This window comes from Flavonifractor sp. An10 (assembly GCF_002161215.1).
Lineage (GTDB): Bacteria > Bacillota > Clostridia > Oscillospirales > Oscillospiraceae > Flavonifractor > Flavonifractor avistercoris.
In genome coordinates, this window is sequence record NZ_NFMB01000007.1 from 59,081 (window position 1) to 76,086 (window position 17,006).

The 17,006-nt window shown below is 55.2% G+C and carries 24 protein-coding genes and 1 pseudogene; 22 read left to right on the top strand and 3 right to left on the bottom strand.

What is annotated here, in order from left to right; translation table 11 throughout:
• Positions 1–142 precede the first annotated feature (142 nt).
• The 22 genes and pseudogenes from B5E42_RS13055 (at position 143) to B5E42_RS13155 (ending at position 15,359) form a co-directional block, all read left to right on the top strand.
• Positions 143–697, top strand: a complete 555-nt coding sequence (locus tag B5E42_RS13055) for an S-layer homology domain-containing protein (protein WP_087240374.1) — start codon at positions 143–145, stop codon at positions 695–697.
• 516 nt (positions 698–1,213) lie between these two features.
• Positions 1,214–1,561, top strand: coding sequence for a DUF3846 domain-containing protein (locus tag B5E42_RS13060; protein WP_087240376.1), 348 nt, complete (start codon positions 1,214–1,216; stop codon positions 1,559–1,561).
• A complete protein-coding gene (locus tag B5E42_RS13065; RefSeq protein ID WP_087240378.1) occupies positions 1,554–1,814 on the top strand; it encodes a DUF6809 family protein in 261 nt (86 codons plus the stop codon). The genes B5E42_RS13060 and B5E42_RS13065 overlap by 8 nt, the downstream gene beginning before the upstream one ends.
• A gap of 61 nt (positions 1,815–1,875) precedes the next feature.
• Positions 1,876–2,583 carry a hypothetical protein gene (locus tag B5E42_RS13070; RefSeq protein ID WP_087240380.1) on the top strand — a complete coding sequence of 236 codons (708 nt, stop codon included), beginning with the start codon at positions 1,876–1,878 and terminating at the stop codon, positions 2,581–2,583.
• A gap of 21 nt (positions 2,584–2,604) precedes the next feature.
• Positions 2,605–3,375, top strand: coding sequence for a hypothetical protein (locus B5E42_RS19710; protein ID WP_242967139.1), 771 nt, complete (start codon positions 2,605–2,607; stop codon positions 3,373–3,375).
• Positions 3,375–4,079: a hypothetical protein gene (locus B5E42_RS13080; RefSeq protein WP_087240382.1), complete on the top strand. Its 705-nt coding sequence runs from the start codon at positions 3,375–3,377 to the stop codon at positions 4,077–4,079. The genes B5E42_RS19710 and B5E42_RS13080 overlap by 1 nt, the downstream gene beginning before the upstream one ends.
• A 227-nt stretch (positions 4,080–4,306) precedes the next feature.
• Positions 4,307–4,582: a DUF6809 family protein gene (locus tag B5E42_RS13085; protein WP_087240384.1), complete on the top strand. Its 276-nt coding sequence runs from the start codon at positions 4,307–4,309 to the stop codon at positions 4,580–4,582.
• Positions 4,579–5,157: a recombinase family protein gene (locus B5E42_RS13090; RefSeq protein ID WP_087240386.1), complete on the top strand. Its 579-nt coding sequence runs from the start codon at positions 4,579–4,581 to the stop codon at positions 5,155–5,157. Before B5E42_RS13085 ends, B5E42_RS13090 begins: the two co-directional genes overlap by 4 nt.
• Before the next feature lie 151 nt (positions 5,158–5,308).
• Positions 5,309–6,151 (top strand): macro domain-containing protein, encoded by an 843-nt coding sequence (locus B5E42_RS13095; RefSeq protein ID WP_204244414.1) that lies wholly within the window; start codon positions 5,309–5,311, stop codon positions 6,149–6,151.
• An 11-nt stretch (positions 6,152–6,162) separates the two neighbouring features.
• A complete protein-coding gene (locus B5E42_RS13100; RefSeq protein WP_162613989.1) occupies positions 6,163–7,200 on the top strand; it encodes a DarT ssDNA thymidine ADP-ribosyltransferase family protein in 1,038 nt (345 codons plus the stop codon).
• A gap of 331 nt (positions 7,201–7,531) precedes the next feature.
• Positions 7,532–7,666: a hypothetical protein gene (locus B5E42_RS19885; RefSeq protein ID WP_255397031.1), complete on the top strand. Its 135-nt coding sequence runs from the start codon at positions 7,532–7,534 to the stop codon at positions 7,664–7,666.
• Between the two features lie 260 nt (positions 7,667–7,926).
• Positions 7,927–8,217, top strand: a complete 291-nt coding sequence (locus tag B5E42_RS13105) for a hypothetical protein (protein WP_141242540.1) — start codon at positions 7,927–7,929, stop codon at positions 8,215–8,217.
• Positions 8,214–8,705: a DUF3990 domain-containing protein gene (locus tag B5E42_RS13110; RefSeq protein ID WP_087240393.1), complete on the top strand. Its 492-nt coding sequence runs from the start codon at positions 8,214–8,216 to the stop codon at positions 8,703–8,705. Before B5E42_RS13105 ends, B5E42_RS13110 begins: the two co-directional genes overlap by 4 nt.
• A complete protein-coding gene (locus tag B5E42_RS13115) occupies positions 8,705–8,944 on the top strand; it encodes a hypothetical protein (RefSeq protein ID WP_087240396.1) in 240 nt (79 codons plus the stop codon). The genes B5E42_RS13110 and B5E42_RS13115 overlap by 1 nt, the downstream gene beginning before the upstream one ends.
• A gap of 2 nt (positions 8,945–8,946) precedes the next feature.
• Entirely contained in the window at positions 8,947–9,159 is a 213-nt protein-coding gene (locus tag B5E42_RS13120; RefSeq protein WP_204244415.1) for a DUF3791 domain-containing protein, read from the top strand.
• 330 nt (positions 9,160–9,489) lie between these two features.
• A complete protein-coding gene (locus tag B5E42_RS18950) occupies positions 9,490–11,145 on the top strand; it encodes a recombinase family protein (protein ID WP_141242541.1) in 1,656 nt (551 codons plus the stop codon).
• Positions 11,133–11,417: pseudogene (locus tag B5E42_RS18955) on the top strand (sporulation stage IV protein A); the annotation flags it as partial. The gene B5E42_RS18950 and the pseudogene B5E42_RS18955, both read left to right, overlap by 13 nt.
• Before the next feature lie 145 nt (positions 11,418–11,562).
• Complete coding sequence (locus B5E42_RS13135) at positions 11,563–12,066, top strand: sigma-70 family RNA polymerase sigma factor (RefSeq protein ID WP_242967140.1); 504 nt, start codon at positions 11,563–11,565, stop codon at positions 12,064–12,066.
• Entirely contained in the window at positions 12,059–13,036 is a 978-nt protein-coding gene (locus B5E42_RS13140) for a zf-HC2 domain-containing protein (protein WP_087240404.1), read from the top strand. Before B5E42_RS13135 ends, B5E42_RS13140 begins: the two co-directional genes overlap by 8 nt.
• A 71-nt stretch (positions 13,037–13,107) precedes the next feature.
• Positions 13,108–13,974: a LysR family transcriptional regulator gene (locus B5E42_RS13145; protein ID WP_087240407.1), complete on the top strand. Its 867-nt coding sequence runs from the start codon at positions 13,108–13,110 to the stop codon at positions 13,972–13,974.
• A 204-nt stretch (positions 13,975–14,178) separates the two neighbouring features.
• Complete coding sequence (locus B5E42_RS13150; protein ID WP_087240409.1) at positions 14,179–14,586, top strand: cupin domain-containing protein; 408 nt, start codon at positions 14,179–14,181, stop codon at positions 14,584–14,586.
• Between the two features lie 14 nt (positions 14,587–14,600).
• Positions 14,601–15,359, top strand: a complete 759-nt coding sequence (locus B5E42_RS13155; RefSeq protein ID WP_087240411.1) for a carboxymuconolactone decarboxylase family protein — start codon at positions 14,601–14,603, stop codon at positions 15,357–15,359.
• Between the two features lie 726 nt (positions 15,360–16,085).
• On the opposite strand, the gene B5E42_RS13160 is transcribed toward B5E42_RS13155, so the two are convergent.
• From B5E42_RS13160 to B5E42_RS13170, 3 genes are read right to left on the bottom strand one after another with little or no spacing between them, the layout of a single operon-like run.
• Positions 16,086–16,295, bottom strand: coding sequence for a DUF3791 domain-containing protein (locus B5E42_RS13160; RefSeq protein ID WP_087240413.1), 210 nt, complete (start codon positions 16,293–16,295; stop codon positions 16,086–16,088).
• Complete coding sequence (locus tag B5E42_RS13165; protein WP_087240415.1) at positions 16,292–16,762, bottom strand: DUF3990 domain-containing protein; 471 nt, start codon at positions 16,760–16,762, stop codon at positions 16,292–16,294. Before B5E42_RS13165 ends, B5E42_RS13160 begins: the two co-directional genes overlap by 4 nt.
• On the bottom strand, positions 16,759–16,998 hold the full coding sequence (locus B5E42_RS13170; protein WP_087240417.1) for a DUF3791 domain-containing protein: 240 nt from the start codon (positions 16,996–16,998) through the stop codon (positions 16,759–16,761). Before B5E42_RS13170 ends, B5E42_RS13165 begins: the two co-directional genes overlap by 4 nt.
• Between the last annotated feature and the right edge of the window lie 8 nt (positions 16,999–17,006).

Consider the following 17,006-nt stretch of genomic DNA (forward strand, 5'->3'; position numbering starts at 1 on the left):
GGTACGGCGCATGGAATACTAAATTATTTTTTTCGAGGTTTCTGCTCCCGCTTTTTCCTAAACGGGACATGCTCACCGTAGTAGTGGTGAAAGGGGAGGAAGATTATCACCCGCTTTCGCGGTTGCGAAAGGAGGTGAGAAGATGAAGCCTCAATCCCACGAAGAACATATCCGGCACACCTTTGACGCATTTTGCAAAAAGGTTTTGCGGAACGAAGCGCGGGACTATGAGAACGGCATCATGGACGGCACCAGCGGCACCACCTTCGCGCCCGGCATGCTGCTGAACCGGGCCATGGCCGCTCAGGTGTTGTACAACCTGGCCAACGGTGCGGTCACCACCTCGGCGGGCTTCCCCGATGTGGCAGCTTCCGCCTGGTACGCTGACGCCGTGAACTGGGCCGCGGCCCAGGGCTACGTTACCGGCTATGACAACGGCAGCTTCGGCCCCGAGGACAGCCTGACCCGGGAGCAGCTGGCGGTGATCCTGTACCGCTACGCCGGTTCCCCTGAGCCCACCGGCACCCTGGACGGCTTCGTGGACACCGCATCCGCGTCCGACTACGCGGTGGACGCCCTGCGCTGGGCGGTGGGCGAGGGCCTGCTGACCGGCAAGGACGGCGGCCGCCTGGATCCCGCCGGTACCGCCTCCCGTGCTGAACTGGCCCAGATCCTGGCCCGGTTCGCCCAGCGGTAACCCAGAAACGGCGCACCTTGCTGCTAAAACCCTGGGCATGTACATACGGCCGTCCCGTAAGATTGTAGGTGACAACGCACCAGGGATATCCACCATGTGCAGGGGGAGGCCGGTGAAAGGAGACTCCTGGATACTGGAAGGCCTGGCAGATACCTTTACCGGCCCAATCATTGAATCTCTTCTCTCTGATTCTGCTGCGGTGTGCCGTTGTAAAAGCCCGCGTTTCCCGCTATACTAATACTGAAAAATAAGGAAGGGGGCGCGGGCTTGGGAGACAGCCATTACGGATATTCCCGTCCTGAAGCAGTTTTGCCAGGAATATCTGGCGGAGAACACCCAGCCTGATCCTTGAATCAGAAGAGGCCGCAGATCCCCCGGAAGTTATTTGACAGACCGCCCTATGTATGACCTCTGCCAAATCCGTCCTCGGAGTAAAACCAGATATAAATTATATCTATGAAGCCCCCCGGAGTATTTTGCTCCGGGGGGCTATTTCTGTTTTGTGGAGGAATTTGTATGAGAATCTTGCTAGTAGAGCCAGGGAAGGCGCCACGGCCAACAGAGATTGGAGACGGCCTGGAGTCTATGCAGGTTGTGGTGGGTGGAAGCATCCAGGCGGTGTACCCATTTGAGGAGCCTGTGGCACTGGTCTGCAATGACGAGGGAAAACTGCTGGGCCTGCCCCTCAACCGGGTGCTGCGGCTGGACACCGGGGAGATCTACGATGTAATCGCCGGCACCTTCTTCCTATGCGCCGCCCCGCCGGACAGCGACCGCTTTGCCAGCCTGACGGAGGAACAGATCGCCCGCTATTCGGAACGGTTTCGGGCCATTGAGCTCTTTCCGGAGGTGCGCCATGGTTGAACGGCTGTTGGATGGGGAACGGCAGCTTGGCGGAGAAGCCTATCACAGCTCCATGGCCCAGATCCTGGAGGCAACCGATACACTGATCAACCGTCTGGATGATGTGGGCAGGCAATGGCTGGAGAAGCTGGGGGACGCCTACGGCCAGCGAGAACGGGTCGTGATGGAGGCAGCCTTCCGGGAGGGCTTCTGCCAGGCGACCCTGCTGGCGCTGGACGTGCTTGTTTATCAGGCCGGGCTGCCGGAGGAATAAAACACGAAACGACGGAGCCCCAGGGGGAACCCTGGGGCTTTTGTCATGTCTGGAGGTGTCCATGGACAAACGATTTGCCAAAGTACAAAGCCTGGTACGCGGCCTGGACAGCTGTGGTTCCTGGATCATATTCCCCCATGTGTTCCTGGACTACGACAAATGGCAGCGCCTGCCTTATACCTGGGAGGAGGGGGTGCCCACCAAGCTGGCCGCCGTATGCGAGGCGGAGAAGCTCCTGCGGCCCCTGTACCGGCAGGCGGAGCAGAAGTTCCAGCACTACACGGATCCCCGCTCGCCGGACAGCTTCCTGCTCCGCTTCCAGACCGCCCTGAACGGCCATCTGTCCGAGCTGCGGGAGGCCCTGGGCCGCTGCCGTACCCATGATACCGCCGCCCTGGTCAACCGCATCGGCATCCTGCTCACACCAGAGCAGGTGTTCCAGGACATGGAGCAAGTCCATGCGGAGCTCACCGCGGCCTATCCTCTGCCGGATATAGCCAGTTACTTCGGCCACATCGAGTATATCCGGTATGACCCCTCGGAGTGGGAGGAGGGGTTTCTGAAGTTGGTGTCCAAGGCGTTCATCCGCCACGGCTATAACCTTCTGCCCGCCATCAGCCAGATAGAGGAGGATGCGGGCAGCCAGCTGGCGGCCTTCCAGAAGGCCTTCGACACCCAGGCGGCCATCAGCATCAGCAAGCACATCACTGCCCCGGTACAGGCCAAGCTCCCCATCCTGCGGGAGCTGCTGGAGCGGGGCGCCGACTAACGATCAGGAAGGATGATTACCATGTCAGAACGTACCTTTGTCTGCGACATCTGCGGCCGCGAGCGGCCATGGGATGAGCACACCGAGTTTGACGGCCAGGATCTGTGTGCGGATTGTCTGGAGACCCATACCGTCCGCTGCCATGAGTGCAGGGAGCGCCTGTGGACAGACGAAAATGCCGGCAGCAGGGATACCCCTCTGTGCCAGGACTGCTATGATGACAACTACACGCACTGCTGCCGGTGCGGACACCTTTTGCGGGAAAACGAGGCCTATTATGAATCATCTGATGAGTACGATGAGCGCCCCTATTGTACCAATTGTTACTATGCCCTGGATAAAGACCAGAGCATCCATGACTATTACTACAAACCGGAGGCCGTCTTCCACGGGAAAGGCCCCCGGTTCTTCGGTGTGGAGCTGGAAATTGACGGTGCGGGTGAACGTGCGGCTAACGCCCTTGCGCTTCTGAACATCGCCAACCGGGACGGGGACTGCGCCTACATCAAGCACGACGGCTCCCTGAACGAGGGCCTGGAGATTGTCACCCACCCCATGAGTCTGGAGTACCACCGGAACAAGATGCCCTGGGCGGAGCTGTGCCGCAAGGCGGCCTCTCTGGGCTATCTCAGCCACCGGACCACCACCTGCGGTCTCCATGTCCATGTGAGCCGGAAGGCCTTCGGGTCTGCCGAACAGGAGCAGGACGCCGCCATTGCCCGGGTGCTCTACTTCTTTGAGAAGCACTGGGAGGAACTGCTGAAATTCAGCCGGAGGACGCCCACGTCGTGATGGGCCACAGCCGTATGACCACTCAGGGAAAGGCCAAATACAACCGAAATAACCACCCCTTTGCCGGGAACGTGCCCGGCACCCGGTTTGCGCTGGCCCATAACGGAGTTTTGTATAATGACCGCACCCTCCGGCGGGAAAAGAAACTGCCCAAAACCAACATCGAGACGGACAGCTACGTGGCCGTCCAGCTCATCGAACAGCAAGGAGCCCTCACACCGGCCAGCCTGAAAACCATGGCGGAGGCGGTGGAGGGCTCTTTTGTGTTCACGGTGCTGGACGAGGAGGACAGCTTCTGGTTTGTGAAGGGGGATAATCCCCTGTGTCTAGAGCAGTTCCCACGGCTGGGGCTTTATGTGTACGCCTCCACCAGGGAGATTCTGCACATGGCCCTGGAGAAGACCTGGCTGGGTCGTGAGAAGCCGGTTCAGATTTCTGTGGACGGCGGGGAGATCCTGAACATCACACCGGAAGGGACCAGACTGTCCGAGCACTTTGCTCAGGCGAGCGGCTTCGGGGGCTGGTATCTCAACCGCCGGGGCGGTCACCTGTGCACACCCTATGTCAGCCGGGCGGAGCGGCAGTATCTGCGGGAACTGAAGAACATCGCGGCCTGCCTGGGCTACTCCGGAGAGGAGATCGACGCCATGCTGGCTGAAGGCTGGAGCACGGATGAAATTGAGGAGGCCATCTATGGATACTGACCCATCCTAGAAACTGCCGGTGGGAATACCCCCTATGCTTGCCTGTCCGGAGCTGTTCCTTAACAGCGGTGACTACCTCATCTGTTTGCCGGATCAATAACCTTCGTTTTTGAAACAGGGACCGTGAGGGGCCAAAACCGCCATCTTCGGCCCCTGTTTTCGTTTCAAAACCCGTATCAAAATCTATGCCGTAATACCCATACCTTTTTGAAACTGGAGGAGTCATAATGAAATCAATACTGCAATGGCTGTTTGAAAGTGAGTTGTCTATCCCCGTGGAGCGCGAGGAGGCATATCAGTATGAAGAGGCAGGGGAGAAGGTGATCGACGCCAAGGAAGAGGTAAATGTCCGCATCCCGCAGGAGCTCCGGGAACGGTGGCAGACATTTTTGGACAAACAGGACAGCTACCACGAGTGGGAGCGGCGGATGGAGTTCGACCGGGGCTTCTACCTGGCCGTCCGCATCATCTTGGAACTCCTGCGGGGAGGGCTGAAGCTGTGAACCAGCAAAAGATCGGCTATGCCCGGGTGTCCACTACAGACCAGAACCTGGAGAGGCAGCTGGACATGCTCCGCCAGCAGGGGGCCGAGATCATCTTCCAGGAGAAATTGACCGGCACCAAGCGGGACAGGCCGGAGCTGAACAAACTGTTGGCCCACATCGCCCCGGGAGACGTGGTGATCGTGGAATCCCTGTCCCGGCTGGGCAGAAGCACTAAGGATCTGATTGAGCTGGTGGAGCTGATGCGGGAGAAGGAGGTGCAGCTGGTCAGCCTCAAGGAGCAGATCGACACCAGTACACCTACCGGCAAGCTGCTGTTCACGCTCATGTCCGCTCTGGCCCAGTTTGAGCGGGACGTGATCGCGGAGAGAACCAAGGAAGGGCTCAGAGCCGCCAGAGCCCGCGGCAGGAAGGGCGGACGGCGCAGGTGCGACCAGCACAAGCTCCAGCAGGCGTTGAAGCTCTACGAGGCCGGGAAGCACACCTTGGCGGAGATCGAAGAACTGACAGGCATCAAAAAGGCCACACTCTATCGAGCTTGTAAAAACATTGGTAAGCACGTCCTGTCCTCTTAGGGAAGGAAGCTTAATATCGGGGCACTGTTAATCCAGGGGTGCTGATGCAGAACATCTCGCCTTACTATATACAAATATAAAACTTGTTTTATATCCGCATGAAATGTGATATAATACAAACTGGAAGTTTGTTGTTATCTGAGGTGATAGTGTGATTACCTATCTGAAGGGCGATATTTTCAGCTCCCCAGCCCAAGTTCTGATCAACACGGTTAATACAGTGGGTGTGATGGGGAAAGGGGTTGCACTGGAATTTAAAGAGCGCTATCCGGAGATGTTTTCCGCATATGAGCGCGTATGCAAAGCCAAGCAGTTAGAAATCGGAAAGTTATTTCTCTGGAAAGGACCTGAGAAGTGGGTGCTCATGTTCCCCACAAAGGTTCATTGGCGCAACCCGTCAAAGATCGAATACATTGAGGCTGGGTTGCAAAAATTTTCGGCAACCTATGCGGATAAAGGAATTACATCGGCCGCATTTCCGCGGTTGGGTTGTGGAAACGGCGGTTTGGACTGGAAGCAGGTACAGCCCCTGATGGAGCAGTATCTGAAAAATCTGCCAATTCCCATCTACATCTACGTGGGGAGCTATCAGGATCAGATTCCGGAGCATATTGAACCAGAGCCAATGGAACGCTGGCTCCACACCCACCCGGAAAATATCGGGTTTGCAGTGCTGGAGGAGGATCTGAAGAGAAATTTCTCGCAGGAGGTAATACTTCCGCTCAAAAATGGAAAATATGGCCGTGCACAGTGGTCTGAGGACGGAATTATTTTGAAAAATGGCCAGGAAGTGACTCTGAGTGCAACAGAACTATGTGAATTCTGGGTCTATATCCGGGACAGCGGCGTGGTCAGCATGGACAGGCTCCCAAAGGAGTTCTCTCCACATGCGGAGCTTCTTCTGAAGGTATTGGAAAAGCTGGACTATCTGCAGCCCGTTTTAACCTCTCTGAACGGCGTGGATTTCAGCGACGGGTATCAGTATATTGAATGAGGTGAATCCCTGTGCCGACCTATTCGGAAATCATACGACAGCAGAGGAAGCGGCTTCCAAGGGAAATAAACTGGTGGCCCAGCTATTTATATCACTACACCGATGTCCACAATGCAGTTGGCATTCTTGAAAAAGAATGGCTTTATGACCGGAAGACGGCGGAAGCACAGCATCTTGCAAAGACAGATGCAGCGAGCCGCAATGTCTTGGAAGTAACCGGAGACGATATCAAGCACTGTGCCCGCCTATATATGCGTCCGCTGACCCCAACTCAGTATTACAGCGAGGGGTACAAGCCTGAGGCCGCGCGGCACAAGGACTATAAAGAGACGGACTGCCCGGTGGCAATCTTCTTTCTGTTCGACGCAGTCAGAACCCTGTCATATCCGGGTGTCTGCTTCTTGGAGAAGGGCGGGGCAGGCCGGCAGATTGAGCGCCGATGCTCCGGTGAAGAACAGTTTTCTGCACTGAATTTTGAGAAGATCTACCATCATGGACCAGTCTCTGATGACAGATCTATCCTTCGCTATCGCCGGACAGAGGTTCTGCGCGATGATGGGCTGCCCTTACCCGGACTGCTCCGGCGAATCGTCTGCCGCAGCGTCGCCGAAAAGGAGACCCTGTTCTCAATCCTCCAGGAACAGTGTCCGGCACGATATGAACAGTATAAGGATCTGATTACGGCGGCACCTGCCGAGTTGGGAACATACCTGTTCTTCAGGCACGGGATTTTTATCAGGAGTATAAAGCTCTATCCGGACTACATCCATATAGAGTTCAATGAGGCGAAGTTGCGCTTCGATCAAAACAAGGATCGAAAAGGAGCAGTGCCCGTCCAATTCACGGGTACTCTCTATTGGAAAGGCAACAATGGCAGCACCCTTGCCTGTGATACTTATAGCGGCTCTCTTGACTACAAGCGGCACACCGGGGCTAATATCAGTTACCGCAGACGCTTGAGCGACCATATCCAACTGGAGATCCGGTTGGATGGGCATCTCGTCTATCAAAACAGCTTCGATATCGGGAGCAGTGATATTCTGTTCTAGCGTTGTTACAGAGGGATTCCGGCGTATTTTGTCGGAATCCCTCTGTATTTCTTCACCTAATACGGCGGGGAACACATTGCCAAAAGGACATCCAGTAAATAAGCCTCTAGCGTGGAATCATCGCGCTAGAGGCTTATTTGGTTCACTTTGGCGAGTTTTGCGGGAGCGAAGAAATAGCCGCCTGCATTTCGCATGACCCTACAGAGAGTCTGGATCGGAAGCCAAATCTACTGGGAGTTGCAATATATCATCTTTTAGACTATTTTGCGCTGGAGCATAGACACATGAAAAGAATCAAGGAAGCATATAGTTGTCCCATGGAGGGGATGGGATGTTAGAACAAGCGAGAAGTGAGCTAATCCGAGAAATTATGCTGCAAATAAATAAAAATCTGTACATAAATGGGGAAATCAGTCGAGAACTACACGAACAGGCAAAAATAAAGATTGTAGAGAAAGAAGTGTAGCAGCAGAAGATATAGGGCGGGAGTTACTAACTCCGCAAAGATCTCGGAAGGGAATAAAACTGTATCGTATCTAAAATAGATAGTATCTGAAGAAGATTGGTACTTTCAAAGTGGAATAGCCCCTTGAAACGGTGCGGAACGCTCCGCACCGTTTTTATATACTAAAATAAGAAATGGCTCCCGCCGGAATACACAACATAACATTGATTTTTTGGTTTTGTTGTGTATAATAAAGATGGGTGATGAGGTTGAATTTGATTTTGAGCACCATCTTGCAGGAAAGAGAACGCATCGACCGTATGCTTGCAAAATACCGGGAGGAGTTGGAAACGCTCCCCAAAGGCACCATTTCTGAAAAAAAGGCCGGGCAGTCTACCTATTTTTATTTGAAATACCGTGAGGGAAAACGAGTAATTTCCAAGTACGTTCCGCAAAAAGATGTGGAGACGGTGCGGGAGCAAGTAGAAAAACGAAGGCATATCGAAACGATGATCCGGTCTTTGCAGGAGGAGCGTGCGATTGCCGAGAAAGCACTGGAGGGACAATTATGATTTTATATCATGGCAGCAATCTGGTTGTATCGGAACCCATGCTGATCCAGCAAAATCGATTTTTGGATTTTGGATTTGGTTTTTATACCACGACCAATAAGGCTCAGGCAATCAGCTTTGCCGACAAGGTGACTAAGCGCCGGAAAAACGGCGAAAGGGAAGTCAGCATTTATGAGATTGAGGAGAATATTGCTTTTTCAGAGTGCTCTGTCTTGCGCTTTGATGGGCCGGGAGAAGCATGGCTGGATTTTGTATCGGATAACCGATCCGGAAATTATGAGGGTGACGCCTATGATTTTATCTTTGGGCCAGTTGCCAATGATGATGTGTACCGCACATTTACCCTCTATTCCGCTGGCGTATTAACCAAGGAACAGACCTTGGAACAGCTCAAAATCAAGAAGCTATATAACCAGTTGGTGTTGACAACGGAAAAGGCGCTGTCCTATCTGCGGTTTGTCGGCACAGTGCCGAAGGAGGAATTTTGATGGCGGATAAAAAGTTTGAAGCGATTTTAACTTTATTGGTTCCCCAGATTGTTCAGCTGATTTGTGAGAACTACCCTATGGGTGAAGTGACTGCGTCCAAAGAATTTTATGAATCCAAGGTATATTCTTTGCTGGAGCAGGAGGACACCAAACTGTGGCATTTCAGCCCGCTTACCTTATTTAACATGTATGACGAAGAAAAAAAGACAGGAAACTTTGAGATACCGGAGGAGGTATGAATATGAGCAGACAGGGAGATTTCCTCATTTATTGTGTAGAAACTTATAAAAACGCCAAGCATTTGACAGGCAAGCAGGTGGCGGAACTCTTTACCAGTTACCGTGTATGGGACTATGTTTATTCCTGCTTTGAAGCCCTGCACACCACGGGAGCCAATTATATTGTGGAGGACATTGACCTATATATCGAGGCAAGGAAACCCGCTATGGCTTAAAGATCCTGCCTGAAGACGCCCATTTCCCATTTATATTTCAGAAAAAACGCAAAACATATGCTGCAAAGGCCGATTGGAGTAAGCAATCCAGTCGGCCTTTTTCATATCTAAAAAAGCACAGCATCTTTTACATAGCCAGCTACTTCCACATGGGGAAGCCAATCTCCGACGCTCTACAAGGGGGTGTATTTTTTATGTTTTTTACGATAGTCAACATAATTGGAAAACCAGTTGGTCTTTGTATAGCTTCTTCTAAGATTGAAAACACCTATTGACTACCGTATAAATTGACTTTATAATGGAACAAACAGAAGTTGAGGAGGACGTTCCTTGGACTTATATGATATTCGTACTGCGCTCAACTCAGGAAAGAGCATTTATGATCTTCCTCTGAGGGTGACCTACTATGCCCGTGTATCTACAGATAAGGACGAGCAGCTTCATTCTCTGGCGGCTCAGGTCCGCTATTATACGGAGTATATCCAGCGAAACCCTCAATGGATATTTGTGGAAGGATATGTTGATGAGGGTATTAGCGGCACAACAGTCGGAAAGCGGGAGAATTTTCTTCGGATGATACAAGATGCTGAGGCCGGCCATTTTGACTTCATTGTAACAAAGGAGATTTCACGTTTCTCCCGCAACACCCTGGACAGTATTAAATATACGCAAGATCTACTTCGCTATGGCGTGGGAGTCCTATTTGAATCAGATAACATCAATACCCTCATGCCTGATGCAGAACTTCGATTGACAATCATGTCCAGCATTGCACAGGATGAAGTGCGTAAAATCTCAGAGCGTGTAAAATTCGGCTTTAAGCGGGCCATTGAAAACGGCGTTGTGCTGGGGAACAATAAAATCTGGGGCTATGAAAAGAAAGACGGTCGCTTAGTCATCAATGAGGAAGAGGCCGAGGTTGTCCGCATCATTTTTAATCTCTATGCCAATGAGCGTTTAGGAATCCGCGGAGTTGCGCAGCATCTCTCCAGCATGGGATATAAAAACACCCGGGGCAACGATTTTTCGTTCAGCACAATTCGGGGAATCCTGTCAAACCCCAAATATAAAGGGTATTACTGCGGCAGAAAGAGCAGCAAGCTGGACTACCGCACAAAGGATATTAAAGTGTTTGATCCAGAGGACTGGGTCATGTACAAGGATGAGAGTGGGCAGATTGTTCCCGCCATTGTTTCAGAGGAGTTGTGGGACAAAGCAAATTTGATTTTGGAAAAGCGTTCTATTAAGCAGAGTGCAGAAGATAAGACGGGCTATCAAAGCCGTTATCCATATAGCGGGAAAATTATCTGTGGCGTTCACAAGTTGCCGTACTATCGCGCTCTCTATCGTTATAAAAGCGGGAACAAAGAGATATGGCAGTGTCAGGAGTACAGTCGAAAGGGAAGAGAGGGCTGTACAGCTCCTGTCCTTTATACTTCTGAGCTGGACACGATCATGCGCCAGGTGCTGGAAGAACTTTCGCTCAATAAGACGGAGATTATCCATGATTTAATTCGGATTTACACTTCTATTGGAAATGGCAGCAAAACCGAAGAGGACATTGCCAAGTGTAAGGTCAATATGGAAGGGTTTTTGAAAAGAAAGGACAAGCTCCTTGATCTGAACATTGCGGGACATATTTCCGATGAGGAGTTTACCCAGCGCAACAGCCACTTCAATGAAGAGCTCGACAGGTTGCGGATGCGGCTCAACGAACTTGAGCAGGAGCGATTAAAGAATCGAGAGATGCTTCAATCTATTGACATGCTGCGGCAGGCCATTACCAAGGAACTAAACTTTGCCGATGGTTTTTCCATCGGCGTGATTGATACTCTTTTGGACCACATCGAAGTACATCCCCAAGAAGAGGGTAAGAAAAACGAGATTCATATTTCCGTTTATCTAAAAGTGATTTCTGAGGAAGAGAAATTTACCATCCAACGTGGACGTGGAAGGACTTCTGTTTGTGCCAGACAATACACATGATCCGCGCAGACATCGAGACCGAGGTGTCTCCCATCGTTGGCAACGAGAAGCAGAGCGAGGAGATGGTCAACTTCCTGCTCCAGGAGTTTGAGGGGGACACCCAGGCCATCTGGCAGTCCAACATCTTCGGCAAGTCCTTCCACGAGCTGGTCAGCGAGGATCTCAACGGCAAGCTCAAGCGCATGCCGGAGGACGCCCGCTACAAGCTCCAGGAGACCCTCCAGCGCATCATCAACGAGGGCTCCGGCGGGCTGATCTGCATCATTCTGTGACAGAAAACAGCGCGCACCGCAGATTCCTGCGGTGCGCGCTGTTCTGTGCAGTTCGAAAAATTTCTGCTATACTGGTGAAAAAAGCTGTAACGAATGGGGCGCGGGGCGAACTAACTCCATGGAGAGGAAAGGGGGAGGACAGTCCGTGGCCTGGAACGGTGAGGACATCTACAGAAAGCACGCAGAGGGAGTCTACCGCTACCTGTTCTCCCTGTGCGGAGAGGCGGACACGGCGGAGGAGCTGACACAGGAGACCTTCTGCCAGGCCCTCAAGGGCCTGGGCACCTTCCGTGGGGACTGCACCCCCGGCTCCTGGCTGTGCGCCATTGCAAAGCGCCTGTGGTACAAGGAGCTGGAGCGCCGCCGGCGGACGGTGCCGCTGGAGGATGAGTCCCTCTCCCACCTGACCGCCCCCGACGACCCTGCGGCGGAGCTGGAACTGCGGGACGACCGGAACGCCCTCTACCGGGCCATGAGGGGCCTGTCTCCCGAAACCCGGGAGGTGCTCAGCCTGCGCCTGGCGGGGGAGTTCTCCTTCCGGGAGATCGGGGAGATTCTGGGCCGAACCGAGGTGTGGGCACGGGTGCGCTTTTACCGGGGCAAAGAGGAACTGATGCGGAAGCTGGGAGGCAAGGAAAGGCATGGCTGAAAAAAAAGAACTGGAGTGCTGCGTGGTGCGGGATCTGTTGCCCACCTATGTGGAGGGCCTGACGGAACCGGAGACTTCGCGGATGGTGGCAGAGCATCTGGCGGGCTGCCCGGCCTGCCGGGACGAGGAGGGGGCCATGCGCGCCCACGTCCCGGCGGAAACGGCGCCCAGGCGGGCGCTGGGCTTTCTGAGGCGGGTGAGGCGCACCCGGCTGCTTGCGGCCGCGCTGACCGCCGTCCTCACCCTGTGGTGCGTCGGTTGGCTGTACAACCAGGAGTTCCACTACCCCAACACGGAGGCCGGGCGGCTGTCCGCCGTGGAGGACTATGCCACCGCGCCGGAGGACTCCAACCTGCCCCACGGCATCCGGGCGGGGACACCCCTGCGGGTAGTGGCCTATGCGGAGCGGGGCGACCGCCTGTATGTGGCCTATGCCGCCGACAATGCCGACAACGTCCACGGAATCCTGGAGCTGATCCGGGGCTGGAACGGCCGCTATCAGATTCTCCGCAGCAGCGAGGCCCCATTCCCCTACACCGCCGGCGTGATGACGGCATCGGTGGGGACGGAGGAAGAGGGCAGGCTGTACGCCCTGGTGGGGGACGGCTGCCGGGAGATCTACGGCATCCGCGTGGCCTATGAGGTGGGCCTGGAGTACTCTGAGCGCCCCCGGATTTATGAAAAGACCTACGCGGTGACAGAACCTGATTTCTTCTGGCTGACAGAGCCGGATGTCCTGGGGGAGGAGCTGGGGCTCCCGGAGGAAGAGAACTGGTGGATTCAGTATGCAGAGGTGACGCTGCTGGATCAAAACGGCGCTGACGTGACGGAGCAGTACCGGGACGACACCGTCAAGGAGAACTGGCGCAGCGGAAAAAGCACGGCGGAGCGCTTCATGCTCTATGTGCTGATGGGGGGCGCGGCCCTCCTGGGCGGGGTGCTTGTCCGCTACTTCCTGCGCCGGGACTGATTCACCCGCCCGGTTTGCATTGCGCCGGGCCGCCTTCCGTGGTATGCTAAAGAAAGAAGGGGGAGGCGCAGATGGAACTTCGGGTATTAAAGTATTTTCTGGTGGTGGCCCGGGAGGAGAACATCACCAGGGCAGCCGCCCTGCTCCATGTGACCCAGCCCACCCTCTCCCGGCAGCTGATGCAGCTGGAGGAGGAACTGGGGGTGAAGCTGTTCCGCCGTGGCCGGTACCATATCACGCTCACAGACGACGGGGTTCTGCTGCGCCGGCGGGCCCAGGAGATTGTGGATCTGGCGGAGAAGACGGAGCGGGAGTTCCAGCGGCAGGAGGGGGAGCTCACCGGAGAGATCGCCGTGGGGGCGGGGGAGACCAACAGCATGACCGACCTGTCCCTCAAAATAGCCGCCTTCCGCCGGCTCCACCCCCTGGTGCGGTTCAGCATCTACAGCGCCACCGCCGACGACATTCAGGATCGCCTGGAGAAGGGCCTGCTGGATCTGGGCCTGCTGGCCGAGCCGGTGAACATCGGCCGGTATTCCTTCCTCCGGATGCCCGGCCGGGATCGCTGGGGGGTGTGGGTTCACCGGGATTCCCCGCTGGCCCGGCGGGAGGGCGTGACACCGGAGGAGCTGCTGGGCATCCCACTGCTGCTGGCGCGGCGGGAGGAGGTGCGCAAGGAGCTGGCCGGCTGGTTCGGGGACTCCTTTGACCGCCTGGAAATCGCCGGCACCTTCAATCTGATCCTCAATGCCGCCAACATGGTGCGCAACGGGGTGGGGGCCGCCCTCGGCTTTTACATCGGCAATCTGTCCGACGAGCTGCGCTTTGTGCCCCTCTCTCCGCCGCTGGAGACGGGCACCGTCTTGGTGTGGAAGAAGGATCAGGCCTTCTCACCGGCGGCCGCGGCCTTCCTTCAAGGACTCAGGCATGCGGAGTAGGCATTTTTCAGCATACAGCAAAAGTATTTTACATTGCTGTAAATTGCGCCTAAAATGTAGGTATCCCAGAGGGGTACCTGCATTTTCTTTTTGGCAGGAACGACAGCCTGACAGGCCGTGAGGCCCCGCCGTGTGAAGCGCGGCGATGATCCTCCCGGACTGAAAATGCGCCCGGATAGAGCCGAGCAGAAAGGATGAAGGAACATGAGTGAATTTCAGGAGATTTTTCCGAGAGGCGGCGAGAACACCGCTTTTGCCCGGTATTTTGTGGGCAGAAGCTATTTGAATATGCTCTCCACAGAGCAGGTGTCCATCGGCAACGTGACCTTCGAGCCGGGCTGCCGGAATAACTGGCACATCCACCGGGCGGCCCGGGGCGGCGGTCAGATTCTGCTGGTCACCGCCGGCCGCGGCTGGTATCAGGAGTGGGGCAAGCCCGCCCGGGCCCTCCAGGCCGGCGATGTGGTAAACATCCCCGCCAATGTGAAGCACTGGCACGGCGCGGCCAGGGACAGCTGGTTTGCCCATCTGGCCGTGGAGGTGCCCGGGGAAGAGACCGCTAACGAGTGGCTGGAGCCGGTGAGCGACGCCGATTACAGCCAGCTGGACTGAGGGAGGGACTTGCCATGGAGCGCAGAGAACGGACAGAGGAAAAGGTGCAGGAACTGTTTCACGCGCCTGCCGCCGGGGATGAGGGAACTGACCCGGAGTTCATGCAGATCCTGCAGAACTATATCTTCGGCGACGTGTGCTATACCGGAAGCCTGGACAACCGGATGCGGGAGCTGGTAACTATCACCGTGCTGGCCGCGGTTCAGGCACTGCCCCAGCTGAAAGCCCATCTGGGGGCCTGCCTGCATGTGGGCTGTACGCCGGTGGAGCTGCGGGAGGCGGTCTATCAGTGCGCCCCCTTCCTCGGCTTTCCCCGGACGCTGAACGCCATCGCTGTCCTGAACGAGGTGCTCACGGAACAGGGGATAACCCTTCCGCTGCCCAGGCAGGGGACGCTGACATCTGAGCAGGAACGGTATGAAAAGGGCTCTGCCCTCCAGCCGCCCGCCTGCGGGGATGCGCTCAGGGAGCGCTGTGCCCGGCTGCCCGGCGGGTTTGCCCAAGCGGTGCCCCGTTTTCTCACGGAACTGTCCGGGGACTTCGCCACCCGCTCCGGCCTGGACGGCAGAACCCGGGAACTGCTCACCGTCGTCCTCCTGGCCGCCCTGGGCGGGGCGGAGACGCAGCTGAAAGGCCATGTGCGCGGCGCCCTGGCGCTGGGCAGCACCCGGGAGGAGCTGGTGTGCGCGCTGGTTCACGCCAGCGCCTACATGGGTTCGCCCCGCCTGTTCAGCGCGCTGGACGCGGCCGGAGAACTGCTGGAGGAGCCGTAAATCAGCCAGAAAGTTTCCCGTGCCGGGGATTCCGGCCAGACGAAAGTACCGGATGCATCTCCCGGATCAATGACCACCTGTGGGAAGGGCGGTACTCGCCGGTGTGGCCGGACGGGGTGAAGCGGCCCCGCAATATTTATGCCCATGACCGGGAGCTTGGCGGAGCTGGTTGCCCAGGCCAAAGCGGAAATAGCCGCCGAAAAGGCCCGACGGGCAGGGGAGAGGCGTCCCGCATAAGAGCAAATAAAAGCCGCACTTCCGGACGAACGACGGAAGCGCGGCTTTTTCCTGTCTGTGGTGGGGCTGTGGTCAAAAGGGAAACGGCTGGAAAAGGGGAAATAAGGGAGCAATTTTTAGAGCAAAATTCCGAATAAAAGCAAAGAAAAATCCGTCAAAATCAAACGATTTTGACGGATTTTGGTCCGAGTGGCGGGATTTGAACCCACGGCCTCTTGGACCCGAACAGCGGGTTGAAGTTTTTTCTGGTTCTTTGTGACGGTTTATAGATGGTTCTGCTGTAAGATGGTTACTTTATAGAACTATTCAGAGGAGAGATTTCCGCGTGTTCCAGGTGTTTCTGTGGTAGCTATGTGGTCGGTTGCAGAAGTCTGCATCCGCAGGAAACTCAAAATCTGCGCCGCAAAACAATAGAAAAGGGAAGACCGCAAATGGCCGAAGAGGTGGAGATGTGGTTCTCCACCCCTTCTATGTGTCCTAAAGCGGCATTCAGCCGTTCTGATATTCCTCCATCAGTTCGTCAGCCAGATAGGCATCGCTCATACAGTGCATATCAGACACGCCTTCTCTGACCAGGCGGTAGACTTCTGAATGATAGAAGTAGTCCAGGGCGTTGTCCAGCGTAAGCCCGGCTTTTTGGGCAAAGGCCTCGATGACCCGGGCGTACTTTTTTTGGAGCAGAATCGGATTAGCGTTCATACCTGTTCACTCCCCTCAAACTGCAGCATAGCCAGAGCCGCCTCCGTGCGGAAGCAGAGTTGGAGGTTCGGCTTTTCATATCGCAGACGGCGGATGGCCTCGGCCTTGTCAATCAGCCCGTCAAAGTAGAGCTCTACCGTATTGAACACCCTATCATTGGCAACGCCGCCTGCTACGATATCGTAATCCGAGGTGTCATGCCCGCTCCTGCAGGTCAGGATAAAATCCAGCCATTCCTCAGAGTACGCATCAAATTTCAGTGTTTTCAGCATACTGCTGGCCGCTTCATCAAAGATATACCTGGAGATCACACCATCCTTGCCCCGCCGCTTGAATTTACCGCACCACTTCACCGCCTGCTCCTTGAGCGGTGTCGTATAAAATCCTCGACCAAAATCCACATTGGGCCTGGAGTGCCGGAGATCCGGCCTGGGGATCTCCAGAAACGAGCCATGATACAGGATCATACTGCCACACCCCGCTCCTTCATTACCTGCAAGATATCATCCACAATGTAGTCCTTGCTTTGGGTGTGGAGGATTTCATACTCCGGGACAATATAGCTATTCAAGATGTCACTTTTTCCCGTCAGGGCATCGTAGACCCTCTCGGCATCAACGCCCAAACGCTGAGCCACGTTTTCGATGCAGAATACGGCGAATTCCAATTCCTTGGATGTCCGGATTTTTTCATGAGATGCCATTTCTCTAA

What these genes read in the sequence shown, in the direction of transcription:
- B5E42_RS13055 (WP_087240374.1), top strand. Translation starts at nt 143, where the DNA reads ATGAAGCCTCAATCCCACGAAGAACATATCCGGCACACCTTTGACGCA.
- B5E42_RS13060 (WP_087240376.1), top strand. Translation starts at nt 1,214, where the DNA reads ATGAGAATCTTGCTAGTAGAGCCAGGGAAGGCGCCACGGCCAACAGAG.
- B5E42_RS13065 (WP_087240378.1), top strand. Translation starts at nt 1,554, where the DNA reads ATGGTTGAACGGCTGTTGGATGGGGAACGGCAGCTTGGCGGAGAAGCC.
- B5E42_RS13070 (WP_087240380.1), top strand. Translation starts at nt 1,876, where the DNA reads ATGGACAAACGATTTGCCAAAGTACAAAGCCTGGTACGCGGCCTGGAC.
- B5E42_RS19710 (WP_242967139.1), top strand. Translation starts at nt 2,605, where the DNA reads ATGTCAGAACGTACCTTTGTCTGCGACATCTGCGGCCGCGAGCGGCCA.
- B5E42_RS13080 (WP_087240382.1), top strand. Translation starts at nt 3,375, where the DNA reads ATGGGCCACAGCCGTATGACCACTCAGGGAAAGGCCAAATACAACCGA.
- B5E42_RS13085 (WP_087240384.1), top strand. Translation starts at nt 4,307, where the DNA reads ATGAAATCAATACTGCAATGGCTGTTTGAAAGTGAGTTGTCTATCCCC.
- B5E42_RS19885 (WP_255397031.1), top strand. Translation starts at nt 7,532, where the DNA reads ATGTTAGAACAAGCGAGAAGTGAGCTAATCCGAGAAATTATGCTGCAA.
- B5E42_RS13110 (WP_087240393.1), top strand. Translation starts at nt 8,214, where the DNA reads ATGATTTTATATCATGGCAGCAATCTGGTTGTATCGGAACCCATGCTG.
- B5E42_RS13115 (WP_087240396.1), top strand. Translation starts at nt 8,705, where the DNA reads ATGGCGGATAAAAAGTTTGAAGCGATTTTAACTTTATTGGTTCCCCAG.
- B5E42_RS13120 (WP_204244415.1), top strand. Translation starts at nt 8,947, where the DNA reads ATGAGCAGACAGGGAGATTTCCTCATTTATTGTGTAGAAACTTATAAA.
- B5E42_RS13140 (WP_087240404.1), top strand. Translation starts at nt 12,059, where the DNA reads ATGGCTGAAAAAAAAGAACTGGAGTGCTGCGTGGTGCGGGATCTGTTG.
- B5E42_RS13145 (WP_087240407.1), top strand. Translation starts at nt 13,108, where the DNA reads ATGGAACTTCGGGTATTAAAGTATTTTCTGGTGGTGGCCCGGGAGGAG.
- B5E42_RS13150 (WP_087240409.1), top strand. Translation starts at nt 14,179, where the DNA reads ATGAGTGAATTTCAGGAGATTTTTCCGAGAGGCGGCGAGAACACCGCT.
- B5E42_RS13155 (WP_087240411.1), top strand. Translation starts at nt 14,601, where the DNA reads ATGGAGCGCAGAGAACGGACAGAGGAAAAGGTGCAGGAACTGTTTCAC.
- B5E42_RS13160 (WP_087240413.1), bottom strand. Translation starts at nt 16,295, where the DNA reads ATGAACGCTAATCCGATTCTGCTCCAAAAAAAGTACGCCCGGGTCATC.
- B5E42_RS13165 (WP_087240415.1), bottom strand. Translation starts at nt 16,762, where the DNA reads ATGATCCTGTATCATGGCTCGTTTCTGGAGATCCCCAGGCCGGATCTC.
- B5E42_RS13170 (WP_087240417.1), bottom strand. Translation starts at nt 16,998, where the DNA reads ATGGCATCTCATGAAAAAATCCGGACATCCAAGGAATTGGAATTCGCC.